The following is a 13,189-nucleotide window of genomic DNA, read 5'->3' on the forward strand; positions in this document are numbered from 1 at the left end:
CATGAATCACTTCGCCTTTTTCCGGCGTCTTGCGGCTCTCACACGCAAGGAATTCCACCAGCTTCTGCGCGATCGCGGCAGCATCCTGCTCGGCATCGTGCTGCCGCTCGTCCTCATCCTCATCATCGGCTACGGCCTTTCCCTCGATGTAAAAAACGTAGCTGTCGCCGTCGTCTTGGAAGACAGCTCCCCCACAGCGCGCGAAACCCTGCGTTTTCTCGACGGAAGCGACTATTTCGCTCCCACCTACCTCCATGCACGCGCCGAAGCAGAAGAGATGATGCGCCGCCACGAAGCCGACGCCATTCTCATCGTTCCCTCCGACTTCAGTGAAAACCTCTATCGCGGCACCGCCCGCCTGGAACTCCTGCTGAACGGCGTCGAGGCTACGACCGCCATGTCGGCACAAGGCTATTTCGAGGGAATCATCCTGCAGCAGGCGCTGAAAAACAGCCTGAAAAACCGGCCGGTCGGGCACGCGGAAATCATCAACCGCGTTTGGTTCAACGACGCCAACACAAGCACATGGTTTTTCGTGCCCGGTCTCCTGATGCTCGTTCTGACCATCGTCGGCGTATTCCTCACAGCAGTCGTCATGGCACGCGAGTGGGAGCGCGGCACCTTCGAGGCACTTTTTGTCACGCCCGTGCAAAGCATTGAACTCGTGCTTTCCAAAATGATTCCCTACTTCGTCATCGCCATGACAGGCATGGTTCTCTGCCTCATCGTCGGCCATCTGCTCTACGATCTTCCCATGCGCGGTTCCCTCGTGCTGATCCTCGGCACGGCCATGCTCTACCTCGCCATGGCGCTCGGCTTGGGACTCGTGATTTCAGCTCTGACAAAAAATCAGTTTCTCGCCTGCCAGATGGCGCTCCTCTTGAGTTTTCTTCCCACCGTCATGCTCTCGGGCTTCCTCTTCGATCTGCAAAGCGCACCGCTCGTCATACGTCTCGTGAGCACGCTCCTTCCCATGCCCTATTTTCTGCAGCTTCTAAAATCCCTTCTGCTCACGGGGAACTACTGGCCGTTTGTCCTGAAAAATTCGGCTGTCCTTCTCGGCTTCGCCGCATTTTTCATCGGCACGGCCTTCCGCCTGACGCGAAAGAAGGTGGGGGAATGACTGCCCTGCAGAAGCTCCTGCGCTTTTTTGCCCCCATATACTATCTCGGACAGAAAGAGCTGCTTTCCATGCTGAAAGATCCCAGGATGCGTCTTGCCCTGGTCATGCCCGTGCTCATCCAAGGATTTCTCTTCGGTTACGTCGCCAACTACAATCTCGATTCCGTTCCCTATGCCGTCGTCGACGCCTCGAGAAGCGAGGCATCGCGCAGCCTGATCGCACATTTCGACGGCTCACCCGCCTTCTCACGGGTCGCTGTGCTTGCCGTCCCTTCGGACATCGAAGCCCTCGTTGACGCCGAGTCCATCCGCATGGCCATCGTGATCCCCTCAGACTTCGAGAGACGCCTCTCACGCGGGGAAGCCGCCCCCATCGAAATCATTACCGACGGGCGCAATGCGCTCGTTTCCACACTTGCCACAGGATACGCCGGCGCCATCGTCACCCGTTGGAACAACGAGCGTCTCGGCCTCCGGCCTGCCGTCTCTCTCACGATTCGCACCTGGTACAATGAGAACCAGATCACACGCTGGACATTCCTGCCGAGCCTGATCGCCATGATTTCCTTCGTGCAGGTCATCATGCTTTCGGGGCTTTCCGTAGCCAGGGAACGTGAACAAGGCACCTTCGACCAACTTCTCGTCACGCCGCTCTCCACGAAAGAAATCCTCGTCGGCAAAGCCATACCGCCCATGCTCATCGGGCTTATGCAGAGCACGCTGCTCCTCCTGCTCTGCCTCTTCTGGTTCGAGATACCTTTTTCCGGCTCCTTTGCCACGCTCTACTTGACGCTTTTCCTCTTTATCCTGAGTTCGACGGGCATCGGGCTTTCCATCTCCGCCATCGCACGCAATATGCAGCAGGTTCTCGTCTACACCTTCGTCCTCCTGCTGCCGCTCGTACTTCTTTCGGGCATAGCGACTCCCGTCGCCAACATGCCGCCGCCGCTCCGGCTCCTCACGCATATCGATCCCCTGCGCTTCGCCGTCGAGGCCATCCGGCGCATCTATCTGGAAGGCGCAGTCGCCGCCGACCTCATCGGCGACTACATCCCTCTGCTCTGCATCGCCGCCGTCACGCTGCCCTTTGCCATGTGGCTGTTCCGGAATCGAGCGATATAAAAAAAGAGATTGCCGCAGTCGTCACCCTGCGGCAATCTCTTTTTTATAATATTTCAGAACATCTCGCACGCAGCAATCTTTTCTGGAACCTCCTTCGAGAGGAGGAAGAAGCTCTCTCCGCCGTAGAATATGGACAGCCCTCGGTCCAGTTCACAGGAGCATAGGGAGGACGGCATACATCACAAAATAAACTGGCTCAAATCGCGATTGACGACGATATCCTTGAGTTTCTTGTCGACATAGGCGGCGTCGACGGCGACTTCCTTCTCCTCCATTTCCGGAGCCTCGAAGGAAAGATCCTCCAAGAGCTTTTCCAGAATCGTATGCAGGCGGCGTGCACCGATGTTTTCCGTCTGGTCGTTGACGTCACAGGCAAGCTGCGCGAGGCGCTCAATGGCGTCATCCGCGAATGCAAGCGCGATGCCCTCGGTGGCGAGAAGCGCCTTATACTGCTTCAAGAGAGCATTCTGCGGCTCGGTAAGGATGCGCTGGAAATCCTCTTTCTTGAGGGATTTGAGCTCGACGCGAATCGGGAAGCGGCCCTGCAGCTCGGGGATGAGATCGGACGGCTTCGCCGTGTGAAAAGCTCCCGCCGCGATGAAGAGGATGTGGTCCGTCTTGATCGGACCGTACTTTGTCATGACGGTCGAGCCTTCGACAATCGGCAGGATGTCGCGCTGCACGCCCTCGCGCGAGACATCAGGGCCGGAACCCTGTCCCTTGACGGCCACCTTGTCAATCTCATCGAGGAAGACGATGCCGCTTCTTTCTGCCGCATGGCGTGCAGCCTCCGTGACTTCCTCCATATCGACGAGCTTCGCCGCCTCCTCCTGCTGGAAAATCTTGCGTGCGGCCTCGACGGATACCTTGCGCTTCCTCTGCTTCTTCGGCATGAGATTCGCCATCATATCCTGCAGATTGTCGCCCATGCTCTCGAGACTGGAGCCTGCGAACATGCCGACCAGCGGCTTTCCCGAGTCCTCAACCTCGATCTCGATCAGCTCTTTCTCCAATTCGCCGTTTAAGAGACGCTTCCTGACCCATTCGCGGCCGGCGGCATACTTAGGCTCCTTATCGCCTTCCGCTGCCTCTTTTTCCTCATCGTCTGCGCCGCCGAAAAGCCTTCCCAACGGGTTCTGCGACTTCTTCGGCTGCGGCACGAACACATCGATAATGCGCTCCTCCGCCATCTCGGCCGCCTTTTCCCGCACCTTTTCCATGCGCTCCTGACGCACCATGCGCACAGCCGTCTCGGCGAGGTCGCGCACAATGGACTCGACATCGCGTCCCACATAGCCGACTTCTGTGAACTTCGTCGCCTCGACTTTGATGAACGGCGCCTTGACAAGCTTCGCCAGGCGGCGCGCAATCTCGGTCTTGCCGACGCCTGTCGAGCCGATCATCAGGATGTTCTTCGGTATGACCTCATCCTGCATCGACGCCTCAAGCCTGCGGCTGCGCCAGCGGTTCCGGAGTGCAATGGCGACAGCGCGCTTCGCATCCTTCTGTCCGACGATATACTTATCGAGTTCCTCCACGATCTGCCTTGGGGTCTGCTCGTTCAGCAACTCTTCCTCCACTTCGACCTTTTCCTTCAAATCAGTCCAGCTCCTCTACCTTGATATTGTGATTCGTGAATACGCATATATCTGCGGCAAGCGTCAAAGCTTCCTTGGCAATCTCAGCCGCTGCCATTTCCGTGTGCTTGACGAGGGCGCGCGCCGCCGCGAGCGCGTAGAAGCCGCCCGAGCCGATTGCTGCCACATTGCCGTCCGGCTCGATGACCTCACCGCTGCCCGAAATCATCAAGAGCGTTTCGGCATCCGCCACCAGGAGCAGCGCCTCGAGCTTACGAAGGACGCGATCCGTGCGCCACTCTTTGGCAAGCTCCACCGAAGCGCGCATCAAATTTCCGTTGAATTCCTCAAGCTTTGCTTCAAACTTCTCGAACAGTGTAAAGGCATCGGCCACCGAACCTGCAAAGCCTGCGATAACCTTGCCATGATAAAGGCGGCGTACCTTGCGCGCCGTCGATTTCATAATGGCGTTCTGCCCAAACGTGACCTGCCCGTCGCCTGCGATTGCCGTCTTTCCCTTCTGGCGCACAGCGACGATGGTTGTCGCGTGAAATGTGTTTTCCATGCGTTGTCCTCCTAATCCAGCCCCTCCTGGAAGTTCTTCAATGACGCAAGAGCGCGCTCGGCAAGCATCTCTTTCCTGCGCTTCTTATCGCGGATCTTGCCTGCCGGCGGCGGCAAAAGGCCAAAATTGATATTCATCGGCTGAAAATGACGCGGCTCCGCTTCCGTGATATAGGCCGCCAGCGCCCCATGACATGTCTCCGGCGGAAATACGAGCGGCGTCTTGCCCGCAGCAAGGCGCGCGGCGTTAAGTCCCGCGACAAGTCCCGAAGCGGCCGACTCGACATAGCCCTCGACGCCTGTCATCTGCCCGGCAAAGAAAAGCGCCGGCTCCTTTTTGAGCTGATACGTCGGCAGAAGAAGACGCGGCGAATCGAGGAACGTATTGCGATGCATGACGCCGTAGCGCATAAACTCAGCGTTTTCCAGTCCCGGAATCATGCGGAATACGCGCCGCTGCTCGCCCCATTTCAAATGCGTCTGGAAGCCCACGATGTTGTAGAGAGTGCCCGCCGCATTGTCCTGGCGCAGCTGCACGACGGCATAAGGCCGTTCGCCGGTTCCGGGATGTTCCAAGCCAACGGGTTTCAACGGACCGAAAAGCAATGTGCTTTCACCGCGCGCGGCCATGACCTCGACGGGCATGCAGCCTTCGAAGAAGCGCGGCTTCTCAAAGGCATGAAGCTCCGCCGTTTCCGCTGTCGTCAAGGCCTGCCAAAAGGCGCGGTACTCCTCCTCGGTCATCGGGCAGTTGATATAAGCAGCCTCGCCCTTGCCATAGCGCGAGGCTCGATACGCTTTTTCCATATCAATGGACTCAAGCGTCACAATGGGCGCCGCCGCATCGTAAAAATAAAAAGAAGCCTCGCCTGCGAGCTTCTGTATGTCCTCAGCGAGAGCCCCATCCGTCAATGGGCCGGAAGCCACAATCGTCACGGCGCCGTCCTCACGGGGGATGCGGTCGAGACGCTCACGGCGCAGGCGCACCCGCGGATGCGCCGTGACCTTTTCTGTGATATAGCGGGAAAAGCCCTCCCTGTCAACGGCAAGAGCCCCGCCCGCAGGCACCCTCGTGGCGTCCGCCGCCTCAAGAACGACGGACGAAAGGCGGCGCATCTCTTCCTTCAGGACGCCGACAGCATTCTCAAGCCCGGCGCCGCGCAGGGAATTGCTGCAAACGAGCTCGGCAAAGTCCGCTGTTTTATGCGCCGGGGTCGTATGCAGCGGACGCATCTCATAAAGCTCGACGTCCGCACCGTGTCTGGCCGCCTGCCAGGCCGCTTCACTGCCCGCAAGCCCGGCGCCCACGATGATAACCTTCTTCAATCTTCCGTCCCCTTCTTCGTGCCCGTCTTTGCCGACGAAGCCTTTGCAGCTTTCGTTTTCGCAGCCGTTTTGGCCTTCGTATTCTTCGGCTTCACAGCTTTTGCGGTTCCTGTACTTTTCGCGGCAGTCTTTGCGGCTTTTGCAGGCTTTTCTTCCGTCGCCGCCGCTTTTTTCTTGGCGGTTCCCGTCTTCGCCTTTGTTTTTCCTGCCGCCTTCGTCTTCGCCTTTGTTTTTCCTGCCGCCTTCGTCTTCGCCTTTGCCGCTTTCGTCTCAGCAGCCGTGCCTTCCGCAGCCCCGTCTCCGACGGACGCCGCCTCTTTCAAAGCCGCCTCTTTCGCCTTCTTCGCTTCCAGGCGCGCCTTGCTCTTTTCGATCTCCTTATTGATTGGATGATCCACGCGCGAGAGGCAGGCGTCATTGCCGCAATAGGGCAGCATACGGCCATTCTTATAGCGATGGCGGAACATGGGGCCGCCGCATTCGGGGCACTTGTCCGTAAGCGGCTGATCCCATGTCACATAATCGCATTCCGGATACCTTTCGCAGCCATAGAAGAGCTGGCCGCGTCTGGAACGGCGCTCGACAATCCGTCCGCCGCACTTGGGGCACGCCACTCCCGTATCCTTCAAAAGCGATTTCGTATTGCGGCAGTCGGGGAAACCCGGGCAGGCCAGGAATTTGCCGTAGCGTCCCTGCTTTACGACCATATTACGGCCGCATTTTTCACAGACGACATCCGACACTTCTTCCGGAACCTCGATTTCGCCAATCACCTCTTCCGCCTTTTCCAGTGTCTTCTCAAAAGGCTCATAGAAGCCGCGGAGCAATTCATTCTTGTCGACCTTGCCCTCGGCAATCTCGTCCAGCTCATTTTCCAGCCCCGCCGTAAATTTCACGTCGACGATATCCTTGAAATGCTCCTCCAGCATATCGTTGACGAGGAAGCCCAGATCCGTCGGCTGAAAATGCTTTTCCTGCCGCACGACATAGCCGCGCGCGAGTATCGTCTCGATGATCGGAGCATAGGTGCTCGGCCGGCCGATATCCTTTTCCTCAAGCGTCTTTACAAGCGACGCCTCGTTGTAGCGCGGCGGCGGTTCCGTAAAATGCTGCTCGGGCAGGATCCGCACGAGCGAAAGCGCATCGCCCTCCGCGATTTCCGGCAGGAGCACGTCCTTTTCCTTCTTGCTGTCCTCATAAACAGCGAGGAATCCCGGGAACTTGAGACGCGAGCCTGACGCACGGGCGACATAGCGCTTGCCCGCCGCAATACGGATGCTCACGGTATCGAATACGGCAGGCATCATCTGGGAGGCGACAAAGCGCTGCCAGATCAGCGTATAGAGACGCAGCTGGTCGCGCGAAAGGTACTTCGCGACAATCTCCGGCGTATTCTCAACGCTCGTCGGGCGAATAGCCTCATGCGCATCCTGCGCCTTCTTGCCCGCGGCATAGATCTGGGGCTTTTCCGGCAGATACGCCACGCCGAACGCCGTTTCCACATAGCCGCGCGCTTCTTCCAGCGCAAGGTCGGAAAGACGCGTCGAATCCGTGCGCATATAGGTGATGAGGCCGACAGGACCCCTGCGGCCCAGATCGACGCCCTCGTAAATCTGCTGCGCCACCATCATGGTCTTGCGCGAAGTGAAGCCGAGCTTTCGGGATGCATCCTGCTGCATGCTGCTCGTGGTGAACGGCGCGACGGGATTCCTCCTGCGCTCGCGCTTTTTGATTTCCTGCACGCGAAGCTCCTGCCGGCAAAAGTCCTCGACGAGCGCATCCGTTTCCGCCCTGGAATGGAGGCTCAGTTTTTTGCCGTCGACCAGGGCAAGCTCGGCGTTGAATTGTGTCGTGCCTGCCTTTTTGAGCTTCATGCCGACCGTCCAGTATTCCTCAGGCACAAATGCCTGGATTTCCTTTTCACGGTCGCAGATGAGCTTCACGGTCACAGACTGCACGCGTCCGGCAGAAAGCCCCTTCTTGATCTTGCGCCAGAGAAGCGGGCTGAGCTTATAGCCGACAATGCGGTCGAGCATACGCCTCGCCTGCTGGGCATCCACACGGTCGATATTGATCGGATGCGGCTCCCTCACAGCCGCCTGTATAGCCGGTTTCGTTATTTCATTAAAAACGATGCGGCAATCCTCCTCGGGATCCACTCCCAGGATATAGGCCAAATGCCAGGCGATTGCCTCTCCTTCGCGGTCGGGATCGGAGGCCAGATAAATCTTGTCGGCATGTTTTGCGTCCTTTTTCAGCGCCTTGATCAAATCCCCTTTGCCGCGGATATTGATGTACTTGGGGGCAAAATCATGCTCGACGTCGATGCCGAACTGGCTTTTGGGCAAATCGCGCAGATGTCCCATGGAGGCGCGCACCATATACTTCTTGCCAAGATATTTCTCAATGGTCTTCGCCTTGGCCGGAGACTCGACGACAACCAATGTCGTTGGCGCTGCTCTCTTTCCTGTTTTCTTGCTCGTCTTCTTCTGCGCTGTTGGCAAAACCGCCCCTCCTCAAAACTCTCTTGACGTCCAAATTCCTTAAACCCCACGGCCCTGCCGCTTCAGGTGTCTGAGCCTTTCACGGCGCGAATATAGCCATGAGCCGGCGTTTCCTCGACAAGCCCGCGCAGGCGCATTTCCAGGAGCAAGAACGCCACGTTCGATGCCTTCCCCTGCAAACGATAGATCAACTCGTCCAAAGAGCGCGGCTCATCGCGTGACAGCAAGCCGTAAACAGCCCGCTCCTCGTCCGACATCGTCTGCTCCCCTGCGGATTTCTCTGCAGGGCTTGCCGCGATTTCAGACACGATATCTGCCGCCGACACAGCGATGTGCGCCCCCTGACGCAGCAGCTGATGGCAGCCGCGGCTCGTCGCCGAATAGATGCTGCCCGGCACGGCAAAGACATCGCGCCCTTCGCTCAGGGCGAATTCCGCCGTAATCAGGGAGCCGCTGCGTTCCGCCGCCTCGACGACGACCGTGCCGTGCGAAAGACCGCTGATAATGCGGTTCCGGGCAGGAAAAAAAGCGGCGAGCGGCGCCGTTTGCGGAGCATACTCGGAAACGACCGCGCCCTTTTCGGCAATTTCAGCCAAAAGCCGTGCGTTCTCACGCGGATAAACGACATCTACGCCGCAGCCAAGCACGGCGACCGTCGCGCCGCCTTTGAGCGCCCCTTTATGCGAGGCCGTATCGATGCCGCGCGCCGCACCGCTCACGACGACAAAACCGCGCTCGGCAAGGCCGAGCGCGATATCCTCCGCCGCAGCCTTGCCATAAGCGCTGGCATGACGCGAACCGACCATCGCGACGGCAGGCTGCGCCAAACAATCCAAAGAGCCTCGGCAAAAAAGCGTCTGCGGCGGATTGTAAATCTCCCGCAAAAGTGCCGGATAGGCTTTATCTGCCGGCGTAAAAAGCGTTATGCCTCCCCGCTTGCAGACCTCGGCGATCTCCTCCGGCAAGCCCTCGCTGCGCCGGCAAAAAGCATGGACAGCCGCCGCTTTTTCTCTGGAAAGGCCGGCCGCCGTCCATTCGTTCGCCGCCGCACACCAAGCAGCTTCCGCGCCGCCCATCACTTGGACAAACCGCGCCGCTATCCGGCTTCCCACGCCGGGCGCCTGGCACAACGCTGCCAGAAAAAAGCGCTCCATGGCGCACCCCCTCTTTGCCAAGCCCGGAAATTCACCCGCGCCTTTTTACCTGCTCACGCGCTGCGCGTCACCTCGACTTCCACATAGTCGAGCGGTCCATGGATCGGCACGGCCTGCTTGCGAATGCGCGTCGTGACCTCGACAACCTGCGGGAATTTCTTCAAGATGCGATCCCCCGTCTTAGCCGCCAGCGTCATCAGGAGATTGACCTTCGTCTCCTCCACCGTATCCTGAATCAGTGGGTAAACGGAGGCCGCATCCACAGCGCCATCCTCGAGTCGATCCGTGTCGCAGGCCTTGTCGTCGCGCGTCACCATCTCAACGTCGACGCTGAACTTTGCCCCCTGCTCCTTTTCATACTCATAAATGCCCTGGAAACCGTAAAACAGCATGTTCATCAACCGAATCTTTGCCATGAAAATCATTCCTCCCTTGCCTGTCCCAACCGGATCGGCGCTTCCTTAAATCCCCAGCAGAACACGAAGATCCGCAGCGAGCACAGCAAGCCCCCACGGCTGCCGCTCAAGCACGGCAGTCGCCTCGCGATACTGCGCCAGCGTCGCAAAAAGCAGCACATCGGTGCGTTCCTCGCTGAGATCGACAGCATGACGTGAAACAGCGGCATCCGCCCCCTTGGAGAGAAAGGTCTGCTTGACGACATTCGCCGCCTTCGTCGGCAGATCATGCACGCGAACCACGGAAAAAACCGCCTTGTCCCGCATGATCTCGACCCCGGCTTCCGTACAGCCGATATCCCTGAGAGCCGCTGCCGCCGCTTCGCGTCCCCAAGGCTCCATCCTCTCGAGGGCAAAGCCTTTTCGCTCCATTGAACTCCCCCTTGCGCTCCATTTCCTATCATTGTATCATAAAGAGAACGGAAACGACAGAAAATTTTAGGGAAGCGCTGTCCGGACAGGCGCACGGCTTCCCGAAACAACAAAAGAGAGGTAAACAATGGGTGATATCTTCCTGCTTCTTCTCGTCCTGCTCATGCTCGCCTATGCGTTCTGGGATGAGCTTTTTACGAGATAAGCCAGAAACAGCTGCAAAAAAAGAAGGAGGCGAATGCCTCCCCCAAAAGATGAATTACATCACTCTGCGAGCCCCGATGTAGCAGGACCCCCAGTAAGAGCTGTAAAGCGAATCAATCGCCACCCCACGGCTCGAAGATGCGTTGATAAAGTTGCCGTCGCCAATATAGATGCCGACATGCGATGCACCGTACGTGTACGTCGAGAAGAACACGAGGTCTCCCGGAATGAGCTCGCTCGTCGAAACCGGCGTACCGACCTCGAACTGCTCATCGGCCATGCGCGGCAGATAGACGCCGGCGTTGGCAAACACATAACGGACATAGCCCGAGCAGTCAAAGCCGCTCGGCGTGGTGCCGCCGAAAACGTACGGGACACCGAGGTACTGCATCGAATCGGCAATGACGCGGCGCGAGATGTAGTTCGAACCACGGCTCACTTCCGGCATATTCTTGCCAAGAAGCGCCGAGTAGGTGGCCGGTCCGACGAGACCGTCGGCATCGAGACCCTGCGAGCTCTGGAAAGCCTTGACCGCCTCGGCTGTCGCAGGACCGAAGTCCCCGTCCGCCGCCACGTCATATCCAAGGCTTGCAAGCTGCCCTTGAATCTCCGCTACATCGCTTCCTTGGTCCCCAATGCGAAACGCCGAAGCTCCTGCAATGGAAAACCCACACATCATCACCATAGTTAGTACGAAAATACGCATTACTCTACTCAAATGGACACTCCCTCTCTGATTTCGCCTACGAGGTTAGCTGTCGGGTTAGGGAAGAGAACACCCTTTTTGATGCCAAAAAACGCGGCATCATCATTCACCCCAAAGAACTATGGTTCCCCCGCTCCTGAGCTGGATTCGGCTTTTCTTCGCTGCTATGCGTATTTGCTCATCTGTTGCTTTGCTTGCCGGGCACCCTGTAAGCCGGGTTCTGTACTGCCAAAGCAGCGGCAATCATTTATCTGGGCTGTCCGTTGCCGAACAGCTCGAGCGACGCTACCCGGAAGGTCGGCGGGCCGCCTCATCCCTTCCCTATTTGGTCTTGCTCCGCGTGGGGTTTGCCTAGCCAGCCAGTCACCTGACTGCTGGTGCGCTCTTACCGCACCTTTCCACCCTTGCCGAACCGACTTGCATCGGTTGGCGGTCTAAGTCTCTATAGCACTTTCCCTAGGGTTTCCCCCGCTGGACGTTATCCAGCACGCTGCCCTTCGGAGCCCGGACTTTCCTCAGGCACATGCCCGCGATTGCCCGGATGCTCAACAAACTCACAACGCGATTATTATACCACTTTTCATATATTTAGTCAAAGAATCTGAAAGAAATCGCTAGATTTTGTATCAGCGAACATTTCTACGGTCCCGCCAAGCTGTGCCGTCAAAGCCTCGGCGAGCCTTTCGACGATCAGTTGTTCGGTTGCAAAATGCCCCGCATCGACGACATGGATTCCCAAACCGACCGCACGTTCCCCATCGTGATATTTCACATCGCCCGTCACATAGACATCGGCGCCGAGCGCCGCCGCGCGGCCGACGAATTCTGCGCCGCTGCCGCCGCAGAGGGCGACACGGCGCACCTTGCGGTCTCCTGCACGCACGACACGCACGGCAAAAAGGCCGAGGCGCTGCTTGACAAGTTCGGCGAACGCATCGAGCGGCAGCGGCTGCGATGCCGCAAGCGTACCGACGCGTCCGAGTCCGAGGCCCTCCCCCTCGGCTCCCGGCATCAAAGCGGCAACCTCCGCAAGGCCGAGACGCTCGGCAAGCACGTCGTTCACGCCGCCTTCGGCGCTGTCGAGATTCGTATGGGCGGCAAAGACGGCTATGCCGTGACGCAGCAGCCGAGCGATCTTGCGCCCTGTCGCATCATCCGTACGCACGGCTTTGAGACCGCGAAAAATAAGAGGATGGTGCGATACGATCATATCACAGCCATCCTTGATTGCGCGGTCGATTGTTTCCTCGCGCACATCGAGCGCGACGAGGATCTTGCTTACCTCATCCCCGGGCGAGCCGACGAGCAGGCCGGGATTGTCCCATTCCTCCGCCAGACGGCGCGGCGCTATGCGCTCCATCGCCTCCATGACGGCCTGACATCTTACCATATAAGCTTCTCCTCCAGTGCAGCTATTTTCTTTCTTACGGCTTCATAGCCGGCGCTTTTTTTCGCGCTCTCGCTTTTCCCTATACCGTTCGCAATGCGGCGCTCCCGTGAAAGCAGCCGCTCGATATGGCGCCGCAAAAGCGGCGGCTTCTTCCGCCAGAGCACCGGACCGATTTCAAGGAGCAGGGCATCGGGCTTTTTTTCTTCCCCCGGCTCTGCCAAAAGAATCTCGTATATCCTGCCGTCCTCCAGCGCCAACGCCTCGTCGGCGATATGCCAGCCATGATCGTACAACCAAGCGCGCAGCTCTGCCGCATCATTCTGCGGCTGCAGCACGAGGCTCTTCACTTCCGTGAGCACGGCGGCGCCTTCTGCAAGTATGTGGCAGATGAGCGATCCTCCCATGCCCGCAACGGCAACGGCGTCGACTTCCCCGGGTGCAAGGACGGTGAGCCCGTCCCCTCGGCGCACCTCGATGTTCTTTGCCTTCCGGCTCTGCACTGCTCGGTTTGCCGCTTCAAAGGGACCCGCATGCACATCGGCGGCAACGGCACAGGAGATTTTACCGGCAGCGAGCAGTTCCAGCGGCAGGCCGGCATGATCCGTCCCGATATCGGCAAGACGGGCTCCCGTGTGCACGAAAGCTGCGACAGCCGCCAGACGCGCACCAAGCCCCTGCTTTTTTCGCACGCCC

The 13,189-nt window shown here is 58.6% G+C and carries 12 protein-coding genes, 1 other RNA gene and 1 riboswitch; of the genes, 2 read left to right on the plus strand and 11 right to left on the minus strand.

Annotated elements, in window-relative coordinates:
* Window position 1 precedes the first annotated feature (1 nt).
* On the plus strand, window positions 2-1,123 hold the full coding sequence (locus ACRTGH_RS00760) for an ABC transporter permease (RefSeq protein WP_368847780.1): 1,122 nt from the start codon (window positions 2-4) through the stop codon (window positions 1,121-1,123).
* The gene (locus ACRTGH_RS00765) at window positions 1,120-2,244 is read left to right on the plus strand and encodes an ABC transporter permease (protein WP_368847781.1); all 1,125 of its coding nucleotides are present in this window, start codon (window positions 1,120-1,122) and stop codon (window positions 2,242-2,244) included. The genes ACRTGH_RS00760 and ACRTGH_RS00765 overlap by 4 nt, the downstream gene beginning before the upstream one ends.
* 179 nt (window positions 2,245-2,423) lie before the next feature.
* Here the strand turns inward: ACRTGH_RS00765 and hslU are convergent, their stop codons facing one another.
* From hslU to ACRTGH_RS00820, 11 genes are all read right to left on the minus strand, one after another.
* The gene (gene hslU, locus ACRTGH_RS00770) at window positions 2,424-3,824 is read right to left on the minus strand and encodes an ATP-dependent protease ATPase subunit HslU (RefSeq protein WP_488657295.1); all 1,401 of its coding nucleotides are present in this window, start codon (window positions 3,822-3,824) and stop codon (window positions 2,424-2,426) included.
* Window positions 3,825-3,843: 19 nt separating this feature from the next.
* Window positions 3,844-4,386, minus strand: coding sequence for an ATP-dependent protease subunit HslV (gene hslV, locus ACRTGH_RS00775; RefSeq protein WP_368847783.1), 543 nt, complete (start codon window positions 4,384-4,386; stop codon window positions 3,844-3,846).
* A gap of 11 nt (window positions 4,387-4,397) precedes the next feature.
* The gene (gene trmFO / locus ACRTGH_RS00780) at window positions 4,398-5,711 is read right to left on the minus strand and encodes a methylenetetrahydrofolate--tRNA-(uracil(54)-C(5))-methyltransferase (FADH(2)-oxidizing) TrmFO (RefSeq protein ID WP_368847784.1); all 1,314 of its coding nucleotides are present in this window, start codon (window positions 5,709-5,711) and stop codon (window positions 4,398-4,400) included.
* A complete protein-coding gene (topA, locus tag ACRTGH_RS00785; RefSeq protein ID WP_368847785.1) occupies window positions 5,708-8,215 on the minus strand; it encodes a type I DNA topoisomerase in 2,508 nt (835 codons plus the stop codon). The genes trmFO and topA overlap by 4 nt, the downstream gene beginning before the upstream one ends.
* Window positions 8,216-8,277: 62 nt before the next feature.
* On the minus strand, window positions 8,278-9,369 hold the full coding sequence (gene dprA / locus ACRTGH_RS00790; protein WP_368847786.1) for a DNA-processing protein DprA: 1,092 nt from the start codon (window positions 9,367-9,369) through the stop codon (window positions 8,278-8,280).
* Between the two features lie 53 nt (window positions 9,370-9,422).
* Entirely contained in the window at window positions 9,423-9,785 is a 363-nt protein-coding gene (folB, locus tag ACRTGH_RS00795; RefSeq protein ID WP_368847787.1) for a dihydroneopterin aldolase, read from the minus strand.
* 45 nt (window positions 9,786-9,830) lie between these two features.
* Complete coding sequence (locus tag ACRTGH_RS00800) at window positions 9,831-10,196, minus strand: dihydropteroate synthase (RefSeq protein WP_368847788.1); 366 nt, start codon at window positions 10,194-10,196, stop codon at window positions 9,831-9,833.
* A 259-nt stretch (window positions 10,197-10,455) separates the two neighbouring features.
* A complete protein-coding gene (locus ACRTGH_RS00805; RefSeq protein ID WP_438474836.1) occupies window positions 10,456-11,085 on the minus strand; it encodes a C40 family peptidase in 630 nt (209 codons plus the stop codon).
* Between the two features lie 39 nt (window positions 11,086-11,124).
* A riboswitch (cyclic di-AMP (ydaO/yuaA leader) is annotated at window positions 11,125-11,269 on the minus strand.
* A 30-nt stretch (window positions 11,270-11,299) separates the two neighbouring features.
* Window positions 11,300-11,655: RNase P RNA component class A (rnpB, locus tag ACRTGH_RS00810), an RNA gene on the minus strand.
* A 43-nt stretch (window positions 11,656-11,698) separates the two neighbouring features.
* Window positions 11,699-12,496: a Nif3-like dinuclear metal center hexameric protein gene (locus tag ACRTGH_RS00815; RefSeq protein ID WP_368847790.1), complete on the minus strand. Its 798-nt coding sequence runs from the start codon at window positions 12,494-12,496 to the stop codon at window positions 11,699-11,701.
* On the minus strand, window positions 12,490-13,185 hold the full coding sequence (locus ACRTGH_RS00820) for a tRNA (adenine(22)-N(1))-methyltransferase (RefSeq protein ID WP_368847791.1): 696 nt from the start codon (window positions 13,183-13,185) through the stop codon (window positions 12,490-12,492). The genes ACRTGH_RS00815 and ACRTGH_RS00820 overlap by 7 nt, the downstream gene beginning before the upstream one ends.
* Between the last annotated feature and the right edge of the window lie 4 nt (window positions 13,186-13,189).

This window comes from Selenomonas oralis (assembly GCF_051603425.1).
Classification (GTDB): Bacteria; Bacillota; Negativicutes; order Selenomonadales; family Selenomonadaceae; genus Selenomonas; species Selenomonas sputigena_A.